Source organism: Microbacterium sp. F2, from assembly GCF_052274505.1.
Taxonomy (GTDB): Bacteria; Actinomycetota; Actinomycetes; order Actinomycetales; family Microbacteriaceae; genus Microbacterium.
This window is the reverse complement of sequence record NZ_JBNVBV010000008.1, coordinates 1-20,691: the sequence shown is the minus strand read 5'-3', so window position 1 is coordinate 20,691 and position 20,691 is coordinate 1. Positions and strand designations below refer to the sequence as shown.

General features: G+C 67.0%; 18 protein-coding genes. 4 read left to right on the top strand and 14 right to left on the bottom strand.

Annotated features, from left to right (window positions below; genetic code table 11):
- Nucleotides 1–16 precede the first annotated feature (16 nt).
- From ACQVDU_RS13075 to ACQVDU_RS13055, 5 genes are all read right to left on the bottom strand, one after another.
- The gene (locus tag ACQVDU_RS13075) at nucleotides 17–1,753 is read right to left on the bottom strand and encodes a peptidoglycan D,D-transpeptidase FtsI family protein (protein ID WP_228178583.1); all 1,737 of its coding nucleotides are present in this window, start codon (nucleotides 1,751–1,753) and stop codon (nucleotides 17–19) included.
- A gap of 44 nt (nucleotides 1,754–1,797) precedes the next feature.
- Nucleotides 1,798–2,385, bottom strand: a complete 588-nt coding sequence (locus ACQVDU_RS13070) for a hypothetical protein (RefSeq protein ID WP_228178582.1) — start codon at nucleotides 2,383–2,385, stop codon at nucleotides 1,798–1,800.
- Nucleotides 2,382–3,335 (bottom strand): 16S rRNA (cytosine(1402)-N(4))-methyltransferase RsmH, encoded by a 954-nt coding sequence (gene rsmH, locus ACQVDU_RS13065; RefSeq protein WP_443477408.1) that lies wholly within the window; start codon nucleotides 3,333–3,335, stop codon nucleotides 2,382–2,384. The genes ACQVDU_RS13070 and rsmH overlap by 4 nt, the downstream gene beginning before the upstream one ends.
- A gap of 99 nt (nucleotides 3,336–3,434) precedes the next feature.
- Entirely contained in the window at nucleotides 3,435–3,866 is a 432-nt protein-coding gene (gene mraZ, locus ACQVDU_RS13060; RefSeq protein WP_195693596.1) for a division/cell wall cluster transcriptional repressor MraZ, read from the bottom strand.
- 286 nt (nucleotides 3,867–4,152) lie between these two features.
- The gene (locus ACQVDU_RS13055; protein WP_195693595.1) at nucleotides 4,153–4,521 is read right to left on the bottom strand and encodes a DUF3040 domain-containing protein; all 369 of its coding nucleotides are present in this window, start codon (nucleotides 4,519–4,521) and stop codon (nucleotides 4,153–4,155) included.
- A 66-nt stretch (nucleotides 4,522–4,587) separates the two neighbouring features.
- Here ACQVDU_RS13055 and ACQVDU_RS13050 point away from each other — a divergent pair, with 66 nt between their 5' ends.
- A complete protein-coding gene (locus tag ACQVDU_RS13050) occupies nucleotides 4,588–5,682 on the top strand; it encodes a polyprenyl synthetase family protein (protein ID WP_443477348.1) in 1,095 nt (364 codons plus the stop codon).
- 22 nt (nucleotides 5,683–5,704) lie between these two features.
- Here ACQVDU_RS13050 and ACQVDU_RS13045 read toward each other — a convergent pair whose 3' ends face one another.
- Nucleotides 5,705–6,061 carry an Rv2175c family DNA-binding protein gene (locus ACQVDU_RS13045; protein ID WP_443477347.1) on the bottom strand — a complete coding sequence of 119 codons (357 nt, stop codon included), beginning with the start codon at nucleotides 6,059–6,061 and terminating at the stop codon, nucleotides 5,705–5,707.
- Between the two features lie 117 nt (nucleotides 6,062–6,178).
- Here ACQVDU_RS13045 and pknB point away from each other — a divergent pair, with 117 nt between their 5' ends.
- Nucleotides 6,179–8,113, top strand: coding sequence for a Stk1 family PASTA domain-containing Ser/Thr kinase (gene pknB, locus ACQVDU_RS13040; RefSeq protein ID WP_443477346.1), 1,935 nt, complete (start codon nucleotides 6,179–6,181; stop codon nucleotides 8,111–8,113).
- A 79-nt stretch (nucleotides 8,114–8,192) separates the two neighbouring features.
- On the opposite strand, the gene ACQVDU_RS13035 is transcribed toward pknB, so the two are convergent.
- Nucleotides 8,193–9,530 carry a class II 3-deoxy-7-phosphoheptulonate synthase gene (locus ACQVDU_RS13035; RefSeq protein WP_443477345.1) on the bottom strand — a complete coding sequence of 446 codons (1,338 nt, stop codon included), beginning with the start codon at nucleotides 9,528–9,530 and terminating at the stop codon, nucleotides 8,193–8,195.
- Nucleotides 9,531–9,534: 4 nt separating this feature from the next.
- Nucleotides 9,535–10,248 (bottom strand): lysophospholipid acyltransferase family protein, encoded by a 714-nt coding sequence (locus ACQVDU_RS13030; RefSeq protein WP_292800755.1) that lies wholly within the window; start codon nucleotides 10,246–10,248, stop codon nucleotides 9,535–9,537.
- A gap of 199 nt (nucleotides 10,249–10,447) precedes the next feature.
- Here ACQVDU_RS13030 and ACQVDU_RS13025 point away from each other — a divergent pair, with 199 nt between their 5' ends.
- Nucleotides 10,448–12,274, top strand: a complete 1,827-nt coding sequence (locus tag ACQVDU_RS13025) for an AMP-dependent synthetase/ligase (protein ID WP_443477344.1) — start codon at nucleotides 10,448–10,450, stop codon at nucleotides 12,272–12,274.
- A gap of 22 nt (nucleotides 12,275–12,296) precedes the next feature.
- Here the strand turns inward: ACQVDU_RS13025 and ACQVDU_RS13020 are convergent, their stop codons facing one another.
- Genes ACQVDU_RS13020 through ACQVDU_RS13010 form a run of 3 tightly spaced genes read right to left on the bottom strand, consistent with a single transcriptional unit; the run spans nucleotide 12,297 to nucleotide 17,677 of the window.
- A complete protein-coding gene (locus ACQVDU_RS13020; protein ID WP_331791097.1) occupies nucleotides 12,297–12,788 on the bottom strand; it encodes a peptide deformylase in 492 nt (163 codons plus the stop codon).
- 7 nt (nucleotides 12,789–12,795) lie between these two features.
- Nucleotides 12,796–14,223, bottom strand: coding sequence for a MinD/ParA family ATP-binding protein (locus tag ACQVDU_RS13015; protein WP_331791096.1), 1,428 nt, complete (start codon nucleotides 14,221–14,223; stop codon nucleotides 12,796–12,798).
- A gap of 46 nt (nucleotides 14,224–14,269) precedes the next feature.
- The gene (locus ACQVDU_RS13010; protein WP_331791095.1) at nucleotides 14,270–17,677 is read right to left on the bottom strand and encodes a pyruvate carboxylase; all 3,408 of its coding nucleotides are present in this window, start codon (nucleotides 17,675–17,677) and stop codon (nucleotides 14,270–14,272) included.
- Nucleotides 17,678–17,748: 71 nt separating this feature from the next.
- Between ACQVDU_RS13010 and ACQVDU_RS13005 the strand changes: the two genes are divergently transcribed.
- On the top strand, nucleotides 17,749–18,558 hold the full coding sequence (locus ACQVDU_RS13005; protein WP_228178571.1) for a ParA family protein: 810 nt from the start codon (nucleotides 17,749–17,751) through the stop codon (nucleotides 18,556–18,558).
- Between the two features lie 158 nt (nucleotides 18,559–18,716).
- Here the strand turns inward: ACQVDU_RS13005 and ACQVDU_RS13000 are convergent, their stop codons facing one another.
- The 3 genes from ACQVDU_RS13000 to ACQVDU_RS12990 form a co-directional block, all read right to left on the bottom strand.
- Complete coding sequence (locus ACQVDU_RS13000) at nucleotides 18,717–19,262, bottom strand: MerR family transcriptional regulator (protein ID WP_292708342.1); 546 nt, start codon at nucleotides 19,260–19,262, stop codon at nucleotides 18,717–18,719.
- A gap of 93 nt (nucleotides 19,263–19,355) precedes the next feature.
- Nucleotides 19,356–20,048, bottom strand: a complete 693-nt coding sequence (gene ftsR / locus ACQVDU_RS12995; RefSeq protein ID WP_331791094.1) for a transcriptional regulator FtsR — start codon at nucleotides 20,046–20,048, stop codon at nucleotides 19,356–19,358.
- A complete protein-coding gene (locus ACQVDU_RS12990) occupies nucleotides 20,048–20,524 on the bottom strand; it encodes an FHA domain-containing protein (protein ID WP_300593960.1) in 477 nt (158 codons plus the stop codon). The genes ftsR and ACQVDU_RS12990 overlap by 1 nt, the downstream gene beginning before the upstream one ends.
- Between the last annotated feature and the right edge of the window lie 167 nt (nucleotides 20,525–20,691).

Here is a 20,691-nt window from a genome sequence, read left to right as displayed (position 1 = left end):
AGGCGTGCCGTCGAGATCAGCCGAATGTCGGGAGATCGGGTGAGGCGGAGTTCGAAGGCATGATTCGGTAGGTCTTGAGCACCTGGGTCATCGCCTCGCGGAACGCCGGAGCGTTGGCACTAGACGACTTTATCGTGGTCGGCTCATCGAGTGTCACCACGACGACGTACTGGGGATCGTCGGCGGGGGCGAAGCCCGCGATCGTCGTGAAGTACGAACCGACCTTGTACGTCCCCGCGCCCGGATCGACCTTCTCAGCGGTTCCGGTCTTGAGCGCGATCCGGTATCCGGCGATGCCGACCTTCTCAGAGACCGACCCCTTCGTGGCGACGTTCTCGAGCATGTCGGTCACCTGGCGGGCGGCCTCGGGACTGATCACCTGCGTGGGCTCGCCGTTCTCGGGGGTGGTCACGGTGCCATCAGCAGCAGTGCACGACTCCACCAGCCGAAGCGGCAGCTTCAGGCCGCCGTTTGCGATCGCCTGGTAGGCGTTCGCCAGCTCCGGAACCGTGGTCGTCAAACCCTGGCCGTAGGAGGTGTTGTACTTCGTCTGGTTGTCCCACTGGCCGGGGTCGCGAACGAGGCCGTTCGCTTCTCCAAGGAAGTCGACGTCAGTGCCCTGCCCGATCCCGAATCTCGTGAGGTAGTCGTAGCGAGCCTGGTCGCTCATCATCCCGGCGAACGTGGAGATACCGACGTTCGACGAGTTCACGAGCACACCGTTGAGCGTGTAGTCGTAGTCCGGGTGGGGAAGATCGTCACGAACGCTCGCACCGTTGTCGAAGGTCTGGCGGAAGGGCACGCGGACCACCGAGAAGGGGTTCGCGGTACCTGAGTCGACGAGCATCGCTGCCGAGAGCGCCTTGAACGTCGAGCCCGGCTCGAAGGTGTTGCGGAAGATCCGGCTTGCGCGATCGGACTCGTCAACGACTGTCGGAGCGTTGGGGTCGACGGTCGGGTACTCGGCTGCCGCACGGATCGCACCGGTCTTGACCTCGACGACGAAGATCGAGCCGTTCAGCGCCCCGGTGTTCTGCGTCTGCTCGGCGATCAGTTGCTGCAGATACCACTGCAGGTCACGGTTGATCGTCAGTTGCAGCGTCCCCCCGTCGATGGCGGGTATCTCGGTCATCGTCCCGGGGATGATGACGCCGTCACCGCCGCGCTGATACCGAATCTCGCCGTCGGTCGAGGCGAGGCATCCGTTCTGGGAGGACTCCAGCCCAGCGAGCGCCGTGCCATCGGACCCCACAAAGCCGACGAGGTTACCGCCGACCGCGCCGTCGGGGTACGTGCGCGCCGGGTGCGGGAACATCGCGAGGTACGGGATCTTCATATCCGCGAGTTCCCGGTACTGCGCCGTCGTGAGGCCCCGCGTGAGCATCGCGTATCGACTGTCGGGGTTCTCCGCGAGGGCGGCAGCGACGATCGCCTGAATCTCTTCGGCGCTCTGACCCGTGACGGCGCCGATCTCAGCTGAGATCGTCTCCCACGGAACCTTGACGTCCTCGCCGTCGATCTCACGGTCGATCGGGCCGACGAGTTTCGGATCGAGCTGCGCGTCGTAGAGCACGATGCTGCCGGCAAGGGTCGCGCCGTTCTCGTCGACGATCGCACCGCGGGTTCCGTATGTCTCCTGCGAGCTCGACAGCCCCAGTTCCAGGGACTGCTCGATGTGCTCCTTGGCATTGACGACCTGGATGTCGACAAGACGGATGACGAAAGCACCGATGACTGCCAGAACAACGAACATGGCGACGACGGTGCGGCGCCGTGGGCTTCGTGTGCTGCGTCCGGTCATCGTGTCGTGGGGGTCGGCAGGCCGTCGGTGAGCGCGGGCGGGATAACCGATTGACCGGTCTCGTCCGTGACCTCGACGGGAGTTCCTTCGATGGTCGCGGCGGGGTCGGTGACCAGTGGCGTCTGGGTGATGAGGGCGTTTGCCACTGCTCCCCTTCCGACGGCGTCGATCGATGACTGCCACCCTGCGGCCTGCGAGGCTCCCACCAGCGCTCCGTCCGAGAGACGGAGGAAGGTAGGCGCTTCGCTGATGACCATACCGAGGGCCGACGCGTTTGCCGCGAGGTACTGCGGCGAGCTGAGACCTGCAACCTCGTCGTAGAGGATCTGCCGGTCCCAGGTGAGCTGTCGCTGCTGCGAGGTGAGGGCCGAGATCGCGTACGTGTCTTGCGTCGTGAGGATCGACACCACCATCTGGGCCGCGACGATCGCCGCGGCTCCGAGGACCGCGACGATCCCGTAGGCGAGGCGCGGACGGCGCCTCGCTGCGGTCTGCTCCACCGGACGCAGCCGCGGGGCTTGTGTCTCGACCGGGCGAGCACTCGGGGCGAACTCATCAAGGGCTGCCAGCAGATCCGCGCTCATGCGGCATCCTTCACTCGTTCGGCCGCGCGCAGGCGCACAGGGGTGGCACGGGGGTTGCGAAGCTTCTCGTCGTCCGAGGCCATCTCGGCGCCCTTGACGATGAGCCGGAACTGCGGGGCATGTTCGGGGAGTTCCACGGGCAGTCCCGCGGGCGCGGTCGAGCGAACCGCCTGGGCGAGCACGCGCTTGACCAGGCGATCCTCGAGGGACTGATACGACATGACAACGAGGCGCCCACCGACCGCCAGCGCGTCCAGTGCGGCGGGCAGCGCGGTCTCGAGCGCCGCTAGCTCCGCATTCACCTCGATGCGCAGCGCCTGGAACACACGCTTGGCGGGGTGACCGGCGTTCTTCAGCGCCGCGGGAGTCGCGTTCTGCAGGATGTCGACGAGCTGACCCGACCGCTCGATGGGTTGCTCGCCGCGCGCGTGGATGATGGCGCGGGCGTAACGCCCAGCGAGTTTCTCTTCGCCGTACCGCTCGAAGATCCGGCGCAGGTCGCCTTCGCCGTAGGTCGCGAGCACGGTTGCGGCTGTCACTCCCCCGGACTGGTCCATCCGCATGTCCAGCGGCGCGTCCTGGGCGTAGGCGAATCCGCGGTCCGCGACATCCAGCTGCAGCGACGAGACACCGAGGTCGAACAGGATGCCGTTCACGCGGGTGAAGCCGGAGCGTTCAATCGCGCCGGCGATGCCGTCGTACACGGTGTGCACCGGACGCAGCCGGTCACCGAACCGCGCGAGCCGCTCCGAGGCGATGCGCAGGGCGTCGGTGTCGCGGTCGAGACCGATCACCGTCAGCGCCGGGAACCGTTCCAGCAGCGCCTCGGTGTGGCCCCCCATGCCGAGGGTCGCATCTACCACGACGGGGCTGTCTCCGCCGAGAGCGGGAGCCAGCAGCTCGATGCAGCGTTCGAGCAAGACGGGGGTGTGGATGTCGCGCAGGTCCATGATGTCGGGCCGGACCACTGGGCTCTGATCCCCACCCGCTGAAGACCTGGCGCCGGGGAAGTGCGTCAGGGCCCCGCAGATGGGCATCACAACCGAGGGTCAGAAGAGGCCGGGAATCACCTCCTGCTCCATCTCCGAGTAGGTCGCTTCGTTTCCTTCGAGGTAGTCGTTCCAGGCCTGCGCGTCCCAGATCTCGGCGTGAGCGCCGACACCCGTGACCACGAGCTCGCGCTCGAGACCGGCGTAGGCCCGCAGTGGCGGCGGGATGGTGATGCGGTTCTGGCTGTCGGGAGTTTCAGCACTCGCTCCCGACAGGAACATGCGCAGAAAGTCGCGCGCCTGCTTGTTGGTCAGCGGGGCTTCGCGGATGCGGTCATGGACGCGCTCGAACTCGTCAGCGGCGAAGACATAGAGGCAGCGCTCTTGTCCGCGCGTCACGACGATGCCGGCGCCGAGATCGTCGCGGAACTTGGACGGCAAGATGACGCGTCCTTTGTCGTCGAGCTTCGGAGTGTGAGTCCCCAGCAGCATCCCGCGTCACCCCCCTTCGTCCGGCCCCTCCAGGTTGCACGCCACTTTACTCCACTTCCCTCCACTTTGTCACCACTTTCCTGGCACACTGCTCCCCCGAAGCCCCCGAGGGCGCGCCGGACGGACGGAACGGAGCGTCGGCTGGCGAGCGCTGGCGGCGCCCGATAGCAGCCATTAACGACGAAACGCCGACCCGAAGGTCGGCGTTCGGTGGCCCCGACGGGGGCCTAGCTAAGGGTTGGGGGCTGTGGCGTGGAGCGGAGTGGAGGGCTCTTCAGCCCTCGGGTCAGTGACCTTCCTGGCGGCGGTCCCAGCGTTCGTTCATGCGATCCATGAAGCTTGCACTGGTGCGGCTGGCAGCGGGAGCCTGCTCCGTGCGTACCTGGTCGCCATCGGCGCGCTTTGCCGGTGTAACGGCGACGATGACCCCGGCGATCATGGCGAGGAATCCGAGAACACCGACGACGATCAGCTGCAGTGCCACGCCGACGATGAGGGCGCCGATGCCGGCGAGAACCAAGATCGTGCCGTACACGACATTGCGGTAGGAGAGACCACCGCCGCCGCCGGACGCCGAAACGACATCCGCGTCGTTGCGCATGAGATGGCGCTCCATCTCGTCGAGCAGACGCTGCTCCTGTTCGGAGAGTGGCATGAGATCCCCCTCGGGCTGGATCGGTGGCACGATTCTACGCGCGCCGTCGATTACTAGGCTAGGCCCGTGTCAATAGGTAGTGATCCGGTCGGGGCAGTTTCTCAGCGAGTCGAGGACTTCTTGGCAACGCGGCGGGCCGAGTCAGAACTCTTCGGTGATGAGGCGCTGCTCCTCCACGGCGCTGCCGCCGAGTCCGTTCGCGGCGGAAAGCGGCTGCGCGCGCGGTTCTGCTTTGCCGGATGGTGTGCGGTCCGGGAGCATTCTGGCGCCGAAACGGAGCCGACCGAAGACGTGTTGGCCGTGGCGGCGGCGCTGGAGGTTTTCCACGCAGCAGCCCTCGTGCACGACGACATCGTCGACAACTCCGACACACGACGTGGCCGCCCGGCATCCCACCGCGCCCTCGAAGCCGCCCACCGCGAGCGCGGCTGGGTCGGCGATTCCGCTCGCTTCGGTCGGTCGGGCGCGCTCCTGCTCGGCGATCTTCTGGTTGCGTGGAGCGACGACCTCCTCGAGGAGGGCCTTGCTCTGGCGGCCCCGACAGCCGCGGCCGCCGGTCGCCGGGAGTTCGCACTGATGCGTCGTGAAGTCACGATCGGGCAGTTCTTGGACGTGGCAGAGGAGTCGGCGTACGTGACGGATGCCGACGATCGCCACGCCGAGCGCGCGCTGCGGGTGGCATCGCTGAAGTCAGCCAGGTACAGCATCCAGCAGCCCCTGGTCATCGGTGCGGCGATCGCCGGAGCTGATGCAGCGCAGCAGGCCGCCCTGGTCGCGTTCGGGCACCCGGTCGGAATGGCCTTTCAGCTGCGCGATGACGTGCTGGGTGTCTTCGGTGACGCTGAATCGACAGGCAAACCCGCCGGCGACGATCTTCGCGAAGGCAAGCGCACGGTGCTGGTCGCTTACACGCGCGAAGGGCTCCCGCCGGGATCGCGCCGTCTGTTCGATGAGATGCTCGGCGACCCGTCTCTCGAACCCGACCAGATCGCGGCGATGCAGCAGACGATCCGGGAGACCGGAGCGCTGGATCGGGTCGAAGACCTCATCCTCGACTACACCCGGACTGCCGAACGCGCACTGTCGGGTGCACCGCTGGGCAACCGCTCCGTGAGCGAGCTGCGAGAACTTGCCCGCGCAGCGACGGTGCGCACGACCTGAGCGCGAACCGCAGATCTCACTCTTAGGCGAGCGTCTGGGCTACCCGCCGAACCTCGCTCTTGCGCCCTGCCCGCAGCGCCTCGATGGGTGCCACGCCGATCGACTCCTCGGGCGCAAGCATCCAGTCGATCGCTTCGTCGTCGGAGAAGCCGGCGTCGTGAAGCACGATGATCGTGCCGCGCAAAGACGGCAACGGATGACCGTCCACGATGAACACGGCGGGCACAGCGAACGCGCCGTGGCGCTTGGACCCAATGAGCTGTGACTCGTCCAGAAGTCGACGCACGCGACCCAGCGGTTCGCCGAGAACCTCGACGAGTTCGGGCATCGTGAGCCAAGCGGTTTCAGTTGCAGGAGATGGGGTGGTCACGACAGCCATGATCTCACCAAGAGCAGCATCCCGACCGCGGCGGCGACCGATCGACGCCCGATACTGCTCATCCGCTTCTGTGAGCCGCTCCCAGGCGGGGCCGCTCCCGCTCCGTAGACTCGGTGCGTGAGCACCAGCGCGCAAACCGATCCTCTGATCGGCCGTCTCGTCGACGGCCGATACCGGGTGCGCGCCCGGATCGCTCGTGGCGGCATGGCTACCGTCTATGTCGCGACCGACCTACGCCTCGAGCGCCGCGTCGCCCTCAAGGTCATGCACGGGCACCTGAGCGATGACACGGTCTTCCAGAGCCGGTTCATCCAGGAAGCCCGGGCGGCCGCGCGGCTCGCAGACCCGCACGTCGTGAACGTGTTCGATCAGGGCAGCGATGGCGAGATCGCTTATCTCGTGATGGAGTACCTCCCCGGCATCACCCTGCGGGAGCTGCTTCGCGAAGAGAAGCGGCTGACGGTGCCGCAGACGATCTCGATCATGGATGCCGTGCTCTCCGGTCTTGCCGCAGCCCACCGTGCCGGCATCATCCATCGCGACGTCAAGCCCGAGAACGTGCTGCTGGCCGAGGACGGGCGCATCAAGATCGGTGACTTCGGCCTGGCGCGCGCGACGACCGCGAACACCGCAACGGGCGCGCAGCTCATGGGCACGATCGCCTACCTCGCACCCGAGCTGGTCACCCGCGGGACCGCCGACGCCCGGAGCGACATCTACAGCCTCGGCATCATGCTCTACGAGATGCTCACGGGTGAGCAGCCCTATCGCGGTGAGCAGCCGATGCAGATCGCGTTCCAGCACGCCACCGACTCGGTCCCCCGCCCGAGCGTCAAGAACCCCGGAGTTCCCGAGCAGCTGGATGAGCTCGTGCTGTGGTCGACGGAGAAGAAGCCCGACGATCGCCCCGCCGACGCGATGGAGATGCTGCAGCGGCTGCGAGAGATCGAGCGCAGCCTCGGCATCTCACCGCAGGTCGTCACGGCAGCAACCTCCGGGATGATCGATCGCGACGATCCCAGCGAGCTGACCAAGGTCCTTCCCGCTACCACCGGTGCGACGACTGTGCATGCCGAGGTCGACAACGCGGCACGCCTGCGGCGATCCGCGAACCGTCAGGGTGCGCGCACAGCCTGGATCGTCACCGTCGTCATCCTTGTGGCTGCCCTCGCCGCGGGAATCGGGTGGTGGTTCGGGTCGGGGCCCGGATCCCAGGTTTCCGTGCCCGCCGTCGCGGGACTGGACTACGAGGCCGCGGCTGCGGCGATAGAAGCCCAGAACCTCGTTCCCGAGCAGGCAGGCGAGAACAGTCTCGAGGTCGACGAGGGTCTGGTCATCCGTACCGATCCCCCGGCCGGCGACCGCGTCGACAAGGAGTCGACAGTGCGAGTGATCGTGTCGCTCGGACCCGCGCAGCATGACCTTCCCTCGGTCGTGGGCCAGCCCGGCTCGGATGCCCGCACCATGCTGTCCGGCTATCAGCTGATCATCACCGAACCAGACGCCGAGGTGTTCACCGACGCCACGGCTGGGACGGTTGTCGCGCTTTCTGTGACTCCACGCCTGGGCGGAGACCCGCAGGACTGCACGAACGGATGCACCGTCTTCGAGGGCGATACCGTCACGCTGACCATCTCGCTGGGCCCCGTTCCCGACGTGAGCGGCATGAGCATCACCGAGGCAACGGCGGCGCTCTCAGACGTCGGCCTGTCGGTGGCCGCCGACTCGCAGGAAGAGTACAGCGAGACGATCCAGGAGGGACGCGTCATCGGCATTGCGCCCCACCCCGACGGTGGATCATGGCGACCCAGCGACACCGTCACACTCATCGTCTCGAAGGGTCGACCGGTCTTCCCCATCCCCGACGTGGTCGGCATGACGCGGGATGCCGCCAAGCGGGCGATCGAGGCCGCGGGATTCACGGTGTCGTACGACGAGCGGTGGGATGAGTTCCCCGACGCGTTCACAAAGGTCGAGTCACAGTCACCGAAGTCCGACAAACAGGCCCCGAAGGGCACTGAGGTGTCGATCCGGATCGCGGCGTCGCTCTAGGGTCACGCTCCCCTGACCTTCGCAGGAGCTACTGACGCCGCAGGGACGTCCGAGCGCGCTTTGGCGCTTCTCGCGTTCCTCAGCGCTTCTCCAGCTCCTCAGCCACGAGGAACGCCAGCTCGAGCGACTGCATGTGGTTCAGTCGCGGATCGCACAGCGACTCGTACCGCGTCGCGAGGCCGGCGTCGTCGATCTTCTCCGAGCCACCCAGGCACTCGGTGACGTCGTCACCCGTCAGTTCGACGTGGATGCCGCCGGGGAAGGTGCCGACAGCGCGGTGCGCCTCGAAGAATCCGCGAACCTCGTCGACCACGTCATCGAACCGGCGCGTCTTGTAGCCGGTCTGCGACGTGATCCCGTTACCGTGCATCGGATCGGTGACCCAGAGCGGCATCGCACCGGATGCCTTGACGGCCTCCAGCAGCGGCGGGAGCGCGTCACGGATCTTGCCCGCGCCCATGCGGGTGATGAAGGTGAGGCGACCGGGTTCGCGCTCGGGATCGAGCTTGTCGATGAGCGCGAGAGCCGTCTCGGGAGTCGTCGCGGGCCCGAGCTTGACCCCGATGGGGTTGCGGATGCGCGAGAAGTAGTCGACGTGCGCACCGTCGAGTTCGCGGGTGCGCTCCCCGATCCACAGGAAGTGGCTCGACGTGTTGTACGGCGTTCCGGTGCGGGAGTCGATCCGGGTCATCGGGCGCTCGTAGTCCATGAGCAGGCCCTCGTGCCCGGTGTAGAACTCGACGCGTCGCAGTTCGTCGAAGTCGGCGCCCGCGGCTTCCATGAACTTGATGGCGCGGTCGATCTCGGTCGCCAGGCGCTCGTAGCGCTGGTTCGCGGGGTTCTGCGCGAAGCCCTTGTTCCAGCTGTGCACCTCACGCAGGTCGGCGAACCCACCCTGCGTGAACGCACGGATGAGGTTCAGCGTCGATGCTGCAGTGTGGTACGCCTTCAGCATCCGTGCCGGGTCCGCTCGCCGCGAAGCTTCGGTGAAGTCGTAGCCGTTGACGATGTCGCCGCGGTACGCGGGAAGGGTGACGTCTCCGCGGGTTTCGGTGTCCGACGAGCGGGGCTTGGCGAACTGCCCGGCCATGCGTCCCATCTTGACGACAGGCATCGAGGCGCCGTAGGTCAAGACGACTGCCATCTGCAGCACGGTCTTGATGCGGTTGCGGATCTGCTCGGCAGTCGCACCCGCGAAGGTCTCGGCGCAGTCTCCGCCCTGCAGCAGGAACGCCTGCCCGGCGGCGGCGCGCCCGAGCTTCTCGCGAAGGATGTCGACCTCGCCGGCGAAGACGAGCGGCGGGAGTGTCGCGAGCTCAGCCGATATCTCGGCGGCGGCCTCCGGCGCATACCACGACGGCTGCTGCTTGATCGGGAGCGTGCGCCAGTGGTCGAGCGGGTCGGTCTTGAGGAGCATCCGCTCAGTCTATCGGGGCGGGAACTGCCTCAGAGCGCGGCGGGGCGGCCCGGTTCTTGACCGTCGACGCGTACACATCGTCGTACTTCTGTTCCCCCAGCCGCTGCAACGCGACCATGATCTCGTCGGTGATGGAGCGGAGGATGTAGCGGTCCCCCTCCATCCCGTGGAAGCGGGAGAAATCGAGGGGTTCGCCGATGACGACGCCGACGCGCACGACGTTCGGAACCCGCTGGCCGATCGGCATCATCGTGTCGGTGTCGACCATGACGCACGGCACGACCGGCACGCGCGCCTCGAGCGCCATCCGGGCGATGCCCGTGCGTCCGCGATAGAGCTGTCCGTCGGGGCTGCGGGTGCCCTCCGGGTAGATCCCGAGAAGGTCTCCCCGGCCGAGAACCTGAAGCCCCGTGTTGAGGGATGCCTCGGATGCCTTTCCGCCGGAGCGGTCGATCGGCAACTGCCCCGTCGCCTTGAAGAAGACCCGGGTCGCCCAGCCCTTGATGCCCTTGCCGGTGAAGTAGTCGCTCTTGGCGAGGAACGTCACGGGCCGGTCGATCATCAGGGGAAGGAAGATCGAGTCCGCGAACGACAGGTGGTTGCTTGCGAGGATCGCGGCCCCGGTCTTGGGGATGTTGCGGCGACCAACGATCCAGGGGCGGAAGATCGCCTTGACGATGGGGCCGATGACCACGTACTTCATGAGCCAGTAGAACACCGCTCGCACGCTCCTTTCCCCGTCGCCGACGCCTCTGAAGTCTAGTCACGCCGTACTCTCGTGCTGAGACCACGGGCGAACCCGGCAAGAACAAGCAGTATCCGGGTGGAACGTGGTGTCACTTCACCTGAGATCGAGTCTCATCCGGTAGCATTGGCGGTCAACCGATCCGCTTTTCACCGGTACCGAAGGAGTTGCCGTGGTTCAGTTCGATACCCCCGCGGTCGTGGCCCCCGACCCGCAGGCCAACATCACCGATCTGCTCGTGGAACGGGTGAAGAAGACGCCACAGTTGGCGCTGTTCGCCGTTCCCGACGGCAGCGGATGGCGTGATATCACCGCATCCGATTTCCTGAACCAGGTGGTCGCGCTCGCGAAGGGTCTGGTTGCCGGTGGCATCGAGCCCGGCGACAAGATCGGCTTCATCGCGCGCACGACCTACGAGTGGACACTGGTCGACTTCGCGATCTTCTTCGCGGGAGCCGTCATGGTCCCGATCTACGAGACCAGCTCCCCCACCCAGATCGCCTGGAACCTCTCGGATTCGGGCGCCGTCGCCTGCATCTGCGAGTCGGCCGATCACGAGGCCCGGTTGCAGGAGGCACTCGCCGAACTGCCCAACGTCCGTTCCACGTGGGCGATGCACAAGGGCGACCTCGACGCACTCGTCGAGCAGGGAAAGTCAGTCACTGACGAAGAGATCGAGCGCCGCCGTTCGATTGCCGTGGGTGCCGATATCGCGACGCTGATCTACACCTCCGGTTCGACCGGGCGCCCGAAGGGCTGCGTGCTGACGCACAGCAACTTCGTCGAGCTCTCTCGCAACTCGGCGGAGGCGCTGAAGGAGGTCGTCGCCAAGCCCGGCGCGTCGACGCTGTTGTTCATCACGACAGCACACGTCTTCGCCCGATTCATCTCGATCCTCAACGTCCACGCGGGCGTCAAGACCGGCCACCAGCCCGACACGAAGCAGCTGCTTCCGGCGCTCGGCTCCTTCAAGCCCAGTTACCTTCTGGCAGTGCCGCGCGTGTTCGAGAAGGTCTACAACTCCGCCGAGCAGAAGGCAGAAGCCGGCGGCAAGGGCAAGATCTTCCGCACGGCGGCCCACACGGCGATCGAGCACTCCAAGTACGTCCAGGAAGGACGTCGGGTGCCGTTCATGATGGGCCTGAAGTTCCGCCTGTTCGACAAGCTCGTCTACTCCAAGCTTCGGGAGGCAATGGGCGGTCGCATCGAGTACGCCGTGTCGGGGTCTGCTCCCCTGGGTGAGCGTCTCGGCCACTTCTTCCACAGTATCGGCGTCGACATCCTCGAGGGCTACGGCCTGACCGAGACGACGGCTCCCGCGACGGTCAACCTGCCCGGAAAGTCTCGGATCGGGACTGTCGGACCGGTGCTTCCGGGCGTCGGTGTGCGGATCGCGGAGGACGGCGAGATCGAAGTCCGCGGCATCGACGTGTTCCAGGAGTACTGGCGCAATCCCGAGGCGACCGCCGCGGCCTTCGACGGCGAGTGGTTCAAGACCGGCGACATCGGCGCCTTCGACAAGGACGGGTTCCTGCGGATCACCGGCCGCAAGAAGGAGATCATCGTCACGGCCGGCGGCAAGAACGTCGCCCCTGCCGCGCTCGAAGACCCCATCCGGGCAAACCCCATCGTTGGGCAGGTGGTCGTGGTCGGCGACCAGAAGCCGTTCATCTCGGCGCTGGTGACTCTCGATCCCGAGATGCTGCCGACGTGGCTTGCCAACAATGGGCTCCCGGCCGACATGTCCCTCGACGACGCGGCCTCGAACGAGGCTGTTCGCGCCGAGGTGCAGAAGGCCATCGATGTCGCCAACGCGTTCGTCTCGCGCGCCGAGTCGATCCGCAAGTTCGTCATCCTGCCCACGGAGTGGACCGAGGCCAGCGGTCACCTGACGCCGAAGATGAGCATCAAGCGCAACGTGATCATGGCCGACTTCGGCGACCACATCGAGGAGCTGTACTCGGTGCCGGTCTCGACCTCGAACCTGTCGCTGTCCTGACCGACACCACCCTCTGGCGGGACTAGAACCAGTCCGACTCGCGGACCTCGCGCATCGCTTGCTTGCGACGCGCGGGGTCCAGCCGGTCGAGGTAGAGCGTCCCGTCGAGGTGATCGGTCTCGTGCTGCAGCGCCTGAGCCATGAGTCCCTCACCCTCGAGCACCACGGGATTGCCATCGAGATCGATGCCGTGAACGACAGCGTGCGGATAGCGCAGCGTGTCGTGCCACAGGCCCGGCACCGAAAGGCATCCCTCACCCACGAACTCGGGCTCCCCCGACACCGAGACGAGCACGGGATTCAGGACATACCCGATCTCGCCGTCCACGTTGTAGCTGAACGCCCGCACGCCCACGCCGATCTGGGGGGCGGCCACACCCGCGCGCCCCGGCAGGGCGACAGTGTCGAGCAGGTCGACGACCAGAGCCTTGGTGCCCTCGTCGATCTGCTCGATCGGGGCGCTCGGGGACTTCAGGACGGGGTCACCGAACACCCGGATGGGACGAACTGCCATACGAGCCTCAGACCGTCGCCGGAACGCGCAGCGACTCAACGACCGCTGCGGCCAGCTGACGGGCAGCTTCCCGGGTCGCCGGGTGGATCTCGTGGAAGCCGATCGCGGCTCCCGAAGCGATGTGGGAGTCGTACGGCATCCGGATGACGGAGCGAACGCGCGTGCGGAAGTGGGCCTCGACCTCGTCGGCCCGCACAAGCGGCGAACCGGGGCGCGTCGTGTTGAGCACGACGACGGCGTTGCGGACGCGATCGCCGTAACCGTTGGTCTCGAGCCACGTCAGGGTCTCGGATGCCAGGCGCGCCTCGTCGATGCTGAGGCCTGCCACCACCACCAGCGAGTCGGCACGTTCGAGGGTTGCTGACATCACCGAGTGGACGATGCCGGTTCCGGTGTCGGTGAGCACGACCGAGTAGTAGTGCGCGGCCACCTCGGCAGCGGCGCGGTAGTCGTCGTCACCGAAAGCCTCCGAGACGCGCGGGTCGGCATCCGAGGCGAGGACGTCAAGGCGCGTCTCGTCGCGCGCGACGATCGTCGAAAGGTCGTTGTAACCGACGACCTCGTCCTTGATGCGCACCAGATCGCGGATCGTCTTGCCGCTGGTGCGGGCGATGCGCTCAGCGAGCGTGCCGCGGTCGGGGTTCGCATCCACAGCCACGACGCGGTCGTCGCGTGCATCAGCGAGCGCCATCCCGAGAAGCGTCGTCACGGTGGTCTTGCCGACTCCGCCCTTGCGGCTGAGGACGGGCACGAAGCGTGCGCCGCCCGGCAGCGGCGCAGCGATGCGCCGAGTCAGTTCCTTGCGCTCACGGGCCTTCTTGCTGTCGCCGACGTTGATCAAAGTGCCGGATGCCCGGTACAGCACGCTCTGCCAGAATCCTTCGGGTTCGACCTTCGCGACGTGGTGCGGATCCAGAAGCCGGTCGGCGGTGAGCACATCTGCCCCCTCCCGACTGACCTCCAGTTCGCCCAGCCGCTTCGAGGCGAGCGTCACGTCGAAGGCCGCCGGCGACTGCTCCACCGCGCGAACGGGCTGAGCCACGGGAACGGCGATCCGGTTGGTGGGGGCTGCGGGCTCGGATTCGTGGGCTGCCACGGCGTCCTCCAGTGCGTCCTCCACGGCATCCTCGATACCTGCGTCGTGGGTGTCGGTATCGGTCTGCTCCGCCGCGGTGTCCTCGACGTCGTCGATGATCTCGGCTTCCGCTGTGTCGGTGTGGACGGCGGTGCCGAGGGCTGCCGCGATGCGCCCCTGCCCCGCCGTCTCGTCGAAGTCCTCGTCGATGGCGTCGTCGTCATCTGCGGGCACCGGAAGGGTCACATCGACCTGCGCGGTCGACCCGCCGAGGAAGATTCCGGAGGTGTCGACGCGCTCCTCGTCGAGGATGCCGTGCTCTTCGGTCTCCGCCCGTTCCGGGTCCGATCGATCTGCCACGTGCTCTCCCTGCCGTCGTTGTGGCGGCGATGCGCCACCCCTCAGGCTATCCGGCGGGTCGCACGACGAGCAAAAGATCCCCAGCGTCGACCTGCTGCGGCGACCCGATCACGAGGCGTTCGACGACGCCGTCGACCGGCGAAGTGATGGCTGCCTCCATCTTCATCGCCTCGATCGACGCCACCGGCTGACCCGCGGAAACCCGGTCGCCCTCGGCGATCTTCAGGGTCACGACACCCGCGAACGGTGCAGCAACCTGGCCGGGCTTCGAGGTGTCGGCTTTCTCGGCCTGACGGGCCTCGACCGCGATGCTGCGGTCGCGCACGAAGACGGGGCGAAGCTGACCGTTGAGCGTGGTCATGACCGTTCGCATGCCCTTCTCGTCGGCCTCACCAATCGCTTCCAGCCCCACGAACAGCTGCACGCCGCGCTCGATCTCGACGACGTGTTCTGCCCCGTGCTCGAGCCCGTAGAGATAGTCGACGGTGTCGAGCACGCTGAGATCGCCGAACGTGTCGCGAATGCGCTCGAACTCCTTGGTCGGCGCCGGGAACAGCAGCCGATTGAGTGTCGTGCGGCGCTCAGTGGATGACCCGGCGAGCTTCTCGGCATCCTCGGCGCCCAGCGACGCCGATCCGACGTGGTGCTCACGCCCCTGCAGCACCTTCGAGCGGAACGGCTCGGGCCAGCCACCCGGAAGATCCCCAAGTTCACCGGCCATGAAGCCGACGACCGAGTCCGGGATGTCGTAGCGTTCGGGGTTCGCCGCGAAGTCGGCGGGGTCAGCCTTGACGGCGGCGAGGTGAAGCGCCAGATCGCCGACCACCTTCGACGACGGGGTCACCTTGGGAACGCGCCCCAGGATGTCGTTGGCTGCTGCGTACAGGTCTTCGATGAGTTCGAAGTCCTCGGCAAGTCCCAGCGCGATCGCCTGCTGGCGCAGGTTCGAGAGCTGCCCGCCGGGGATCTCGTGCCGATAGACCCGGCCGGTCGGGCCCGGAAGACCGGACTCGAACGGGCGGTACAGGTGCCGCACGGCCTCCCAGTACGGTTCCAGATCGGATGCCGCCGCCAGGTCGATTCCGGTGTCCCGGTCGGTGTTGGCAAGGGCAGCCACGAGCGCCGACAGGGACGGCTGGCTCGTGGTTCCCGCCATCGGTGCGGCTGCCACATCGACGGCATCCGCACCGGCAGCCGATGCCGCCAGGAGCGTCGCGAGCTGCCCGCCGGCGGTGTCGTGGGTGTGGACGTGCACGGGCAGATCGAACCGCTCGCGCAGCGCGCTGACGAGCGCGGATGCCGCCGCCGGCCGCAACAGTCCCGCCATGTCCTTGATCGCGAGGATGTGCGCACCGGACTCGACGATCTGATCGGCCAGCCGCAGGTAGTAGTCGAGGGTGTAGAGGTCCTCAGCGGGGCTGAGCAGGTCGCCGGTGTAACACATCGCGACCTCGGCGACAGCCGTTCCGGTTGCCAGCACGCTATCGATCGCGGGACGCATCTGAGACACGTCGTTGAGGGCGTCGAAGATGCGGAAGATGTCGACGCCGCTGGCGGCGGCCTCGGCGACGAACGCATCCGTCACCTCGGTCGGGTACGGCGTGTAGCCCACCGTGTTCCGCCCGCGAAGGAGCATCTGGATCGCAACGTTCGGCAGGGCCTCGCGGAGCCGGTCGAGACGCTCCCAGGGGTCCTCGCCGAGGAAACGCAGTGCGACATCGTAGGTGGCGCCGCCCCACGCTTCGACCGAGAGCAGCTCGGGTGTGAGCCGAGCGACGTAAGGGGCCACGGCGACGAGGTCTTTCGTGCGCACCCGCGTGGCAAGAAGCGACTGATGCGCATCACGGAAGGTGGTCTCGGTGACCGCGAGCGGGGTCTGTTCGCGCAGGGCGCGCGCGAAGCCCTCCGGGCCCACTTCGAGCAAGCGCTGGCGCGAACCGGCGGGCGGCTCCTGCGTCAGATCGATCGTGGGGAGCTTCAGCGCGGGAGTGACCGTCAGCGGGTTCTCGCCGTTGGGGCGGTTGACGGTGACGTCGACCAGCCAGTTCAGCATCTTGGATCCGCGGTCCTTGGACTCGCGTCCGCGCAGCAGCTCGGGGCGCTCGTCGATGAACGAGGTCGAGAGGTCTCCGACGAGGAAGGCAGGGTCTTCGAGCACCGCCTGCAGGAACGGGATGTTGGTCGAGACCCCGCGGATGCGGAACTCGGCCAGCGCGCGCCGGGCCCGCAGCACGGCGGCGCCGAAGTCGCGCCCGCGGCAGGTGAGCTTGGCGAGCATCGAGTCGAAGTGCGGGCTGATCTGCGAGCCGGCCGCAGTCGTGCCGCCATCCAGGCGGATGCCGGCACCACCCGGCGATCGGTAAGTCGTGATCTTGCCGGTGTCGGGGCGGAAACCCTGCGTGGGGTCTTCGGTCGTGATCCGGCACTGCAGGGCGGCGCCCCGAAGACGGATCCGCTCCTGCTGAAGCCCCAGCTCCTCCAGGCTCGTGCCCGAGGCGATCAGCATCTGGGACTGGACGAGGTCGACATCCGTGACCTCTTCGGTCACGGTGTGCTCGACCTGGATGCGGGGGTTCATCTCGATGAAGACGACCTCACCCGTGCGCGGGCCCGCGGTCTCGAGCAGGAACTCGACAGTGCCCGCGTTCTCGTACCCGATCGATTCGGCGAAGGCGACGGCGTAGCGGTGAAGGTCGTCGCGAACGGTCGGGTCGAGGTTCGGCGCGGGGGCGATCTCGATCACCTTCTGGTGACGGCGCTGCACCGAGCAGTCCCGTTCGAATAGGTGCACCGTGTGCCCGGTCTTGTCGGCCAGGATCTGCACCTCGACGTGGCGGGGACGCTGCACGGCCTGCTCGAGGAAGACGCGCGCGTCTCCGAAAGCGCTGCCGGCCTCGCGCATCGCCTCGGCCAGAGCGGGCGGCAACTCGTCGGGGGTCTCGACCCGGCGCATCCCGCGCCCGCCACCACCGGCGACGGCCTTGACGAAGATCGGGAAGCCGATGTCGGCGGACTGGGCCACGAGCGCGTCAACGTCGTCCGAGGCATCCGTCGACCTCAGCACGGGGACCCCGGCGCTCACGGCGTGCTGCTTCGCGGTGACTTTGTTGCCGGCCATCTCGAGGACGGCGGCGGGAGGCCCGATGAAGGTAATGCCGGCTGCCGCAGCCTTCTCGGCGAGGTCCGGGTTCTCGGAGAGGAAGCCGTACCCGGGGTAGATCGCGTCGGCACCGCTTTCGCGTGCGACGCGGATGATCTCGTCGACATCCAGGTACGCCCGTACCGGATGTCCCCGCTCCCCGATCTGGTAGGCCTCGTCGGCCTTCAACCGGTGCAGCGAGTAGCGATCCTCATACGGATAGACAGCGACGGTGCGAGCTCCCAGTTCGACCGCCGCACGAAAGGCTCGAATCGCGATCTCGCCACGGTTTGCTACCAGGATCTTGCGAAACATCACACCTCGCTGTTGGTGACGGGGCCTGCCTGAGTGTGCACCCAGCCTAGGGGACGGTAACGTAGAGCCTCGTGCACGTACTGTCGGTGAGCTCGCTCAAGGGTGGTGTCGGCAAGACCACTGTCACGCTGGGGCTTGCCTCCGCCGCCTTCGCCCGAGGTGTCCGCACCCTCGTGGTGGACCTCGACCCCCAGTCGGATGTCTCCACCGGCATGGATATCCAGGTCGCGGGAAAGCTCAACGTCGCCGACGTCCTGGCCAATCCGAAAGAGAAGGTCGTCCGTCAGGCGATCACCGCCAGCGGGTGGGCGAAGGTCCACCCCGGCACGATCGATGTCATGATCGGGTCGCCTTCGGCGATCAACTTCGACGGCCCGCATCCGAGTGTGCGCGACGTGTGGAAGCTCGAGGAGGCGCTCGCGACGATCGAGGCCGATTACGACCTCGTCCTCATCGACTGCGCTCCCTCGCTGAACGCCCTCACGCGCACGGCGTGGGCAGCAAGCGATCGCGTCATCGTCATCACCGAGCCGGGTCTGTTCTCGGTGGCGGCCGCCGACCGGGCACTGCGTGCGATCGAAGAGATCCGCCGCGGCCTCTCCCCCCGACTACAGCCGCTGGGCATCGTCGTGAACCGCGTCCGCCCGCAGTCGATCGAGCACCAGTTCCGCATCAAAGAACTGCGCGAGATGTTCGGCCCGCTTGTGCTCTCGCCCCAGCTTCCCGAGCGCACGTCGCTGCAGCAGGCTCAGGGTGCGGCAAAGCCGCTCCACATCTGGCCCGGCGACTCGGCGCAAGAGCTTGCGGCGGATTTCGACGCCATCCTGGACCGCGTCATGCGCACGGGTCGGATTCCCTCCCCCGACGCCGCCGCTTCCTGATCACACCGAAGCACTGCTCCCGCGGAGACCGCTCTCAACGAAACTGCAACGTGCCCGCCACAGTGCGTCCCAAGCGCGCAGTCTCGCGGGCACGTTGCAGTCTCGCGAATGGCAGAGCGGATGCAGCGGCAAAGGCCGGGACGTCGGCGAACGGTCGCTCAGGCTGAGCGTGCGGCGCGCCGGGCGGAAAGCTCGTCGACGACATCCGGTGCCTGCGGGTCGAACTCGACGAGCGTCGACTCGACCTCACGCCACACCTTGCCGACGGCGATGCCGAACACACCCTGACCGCGGCTGACAAGGTCGATGACCTCATCGTTCGACGTGCACAGGTAGACCGAGGCGCCATCGCTCATAAGCGTGGTGCCGGCAAGATCACGGATGCCGGCCGCGCGCAGCTGCTCGACGGCGGTGCGGATCTGCTGCAGCGATATGCCGGTGTCGAGCAGGCGCTTGACGAGCTTGAGCACGAGGATGTCGCGGAAGCCGTAGAGACGCTGCGACCCGGAACCGGATGCTCCCCGTACTGTCGGCTCGACGAGTTCCGTGCGAGCCCAGTAGTCCAGCTGCCGATACGTGATGCCCGCAGCTCGCGCAGCGACGGCTCCGCGGTAGCCCACCTCGTCATCGAGGGCCGGAAGGCCGTCGGTGAACAAGAGGTCTGCCGTCAGGCTGGGCGTCGATTCCGCCTCGCGTGCCGTCATGGCAACCTCCCCAGTTCGATCGGACATGTCAACGCTAGATCAGCCGAGAGGCTCGGGCAACGACATCCGGCCGTCGCGTCTCGGCGTGTCGCACTACGAGAGGAATCGCTCGAGGGCTGAGCGCAGGAAAATCGAGCGTACTTCTTCCAGGCGACGCGCGAGTTCGGGCGCGAGTTCCTCGGCTCTGCCTCGCGAGGTCGCGTCGGTTCGGCGTGCGAGGGGCGCAACCGCAGATTCGACGAGGGCTGCGTCACGCTCGGCGCTCTGGCGGAGAGTACGGATGTGACGCGGCTCGATGCCGTGACGGTCGAGGGCCACGAGGCACCGAAGCAGAGCCACTGTCTGCTCGGCGTAGTGCTCCGCGGCGGTGATGATGCCGGTGCTGATCGCGTCATTGAGGAGTTGCGGCGCTGCTCCGGCGGCAGAGAGCAACTCGTCGCGCCGGTAACGCCGCGGGGCAGCAACGATGGAGGTCGGCGGCGCGGGGATCGGGGTGACGGGGTCACGACCGGCATCCACATCATCGAGGTACGCCCGGATGACGTGCAGCGGCAGATAGTGATCGCGCTGCAGCGTGAGAGCAAGCCGCAGCCGCTCGACATCCGCGGGAGCGAACTTGCGGTATCCCGACTCGGTGCGGGTCGGAGTGACGATTCCCTGCACCTCGAGGAAACGCAGCTTGCTCGAACTCAGCCCGGGAAACTCCGGAGCAAGGCGCGCGAGAACTTGACCGATGCTCAAAAGCCCCGGGGACGAGGCGCGATCACGGGCGGGAACCCCCGCCATCACTGATCCGCCGGGGGCTCGAGGTCGGCCGGGGAGACGAAGAAGTTCAACCGGAACTTGCCCACGCGCGCTTCCGAGCCGTTCGTCAAGACAGCACGATCCACGCGCTCGCCGTTGACGTATGTGCCGTTGAGCGAGCGCTGATCGACCAGCTCGAAGGTCGTACCGGAGCGGGTGATCTCGGCGTGACGTCGCGAGACCGTTACGTCATCGAAGAAGATATCCGCCTCGGGGTGGCGGCCGATCGTCGTCACGTCGGCATCCAGCAGGTAGCGGGCACCGGCGGTGGGGCCCGATCGGACGATCATAAGCGCCGATCCCGAGGGGAGCGCGTCGATAGCCTCGAGCTCGATTTCGGTCAGTTCACTGCCGAACGGCACGAAAGACAGGTCGGAATCGTGTCCGAACGAAGCCGTCGTATCCGCCCCTCGACCACCCGGAACCGCGGCTCCGGGGTCTCCGGAGGCACGACGGATCTCGTCGGGTTCAGCGGGCGCATTGTGTTCCACGGGTGCCTCCTCAGGCTCCCCAGGATAGTCGGATTTGGTGGGCGGATGTCGAGTGGACGACGTGCCTCAGCTTCTTTGAGCGTGTGGGGGTGGCCGGTGCCTCACATAGTTTGAGCGCGAAGCTTGCCTGTGTG

What these genes read in the sequence shown, in the direction of transcription:
- ACQVDU_RS13075 (WP_228178583.1), bottom strand. Translation starts at nt 1,753, where the DNA reads ATGTTCGTTGTTCTGGCAGTCATCGGTGCTTTCGTCATCCGTCTTGTC.
- ACQVDU_RS13070 (WP_228178582.1), bottom strand. Translation starts at nt 2,385, where the DNA reads ATGAGCGCGGATCTGCTGGCAGCCCTTGATGAGTTCGCCCCGAGTGCT.
- rsmH (WP_443477408.1), bottom strand. Translation starts at nt 3,335, where the DNA reads ATGGACCTGCGCGACATCCACACCCCCGTCTTGCTCGAACGCTGCATC.
- mraZ (WP_195693596.1), bottom strand. Translation starts at nt 3,866, where the DNA reads ATGCTGCTGGGGACTCACACTCCGAAGCTCGACGACAAAGGACGCGTC.
- ACQVDU_RS13055 (WP_195693595.1), bottom strand. Translation starts at nt 4,521, where the DNA reads ATGCCACTCTCCGAACAGGAGCAGCGTCTGCTCGACGAGATGGAGCGC.
- ACQVDU_RS13045 (WP_443477347.1), bottom strand. Translation starts at nt 6,061, where the DNA reads ATGGCTGTCGTGACCACCCCATCTCCTGCAACTGAAACCGCTTGGCTC.
- ACQVDU_RS13035 (WP_443477345.1), bottom strand. Translation starts at nt 9,530, where the DNA reads ATGCTCCTCAAGACCGACCCGCTCGACCACTGGCGCACGCTCCCGATC.
- ACQVDU_RS13020 (WP_331791097.1), bottom strand. Translation starts at nt 12,788, where the DNA reads ATGGCAGTTCGTCCCATCCGGGTGTTCGGTGACCCCGTCCTGAAGTCC.
- ACQVDU_RS13010 (WP_331791095.1), bottom strand. Translation starts at nt 17,677, where the DNA reads ATGTTTCGCAAGATCCTGGTAGCAAACCGTGGCGAGATCGCGATTCGA.
- ACQVDU_RS13000 (WP_292708342.1), bottom strand. Translation starts at nt 19,262, where the DNA reads ATGACGGCACGCGAGGCGGAATCGACGCCCAGCCTGACGGCAGACCTC.
- ftsR (WP_331791094.1), bottom strand. Translation starts at nt 20,048, where the DNA reads ATGGCGGGGGTTCCCGCCCGTGATCGCGCCTCGTCCCCGGGGCTTTTG.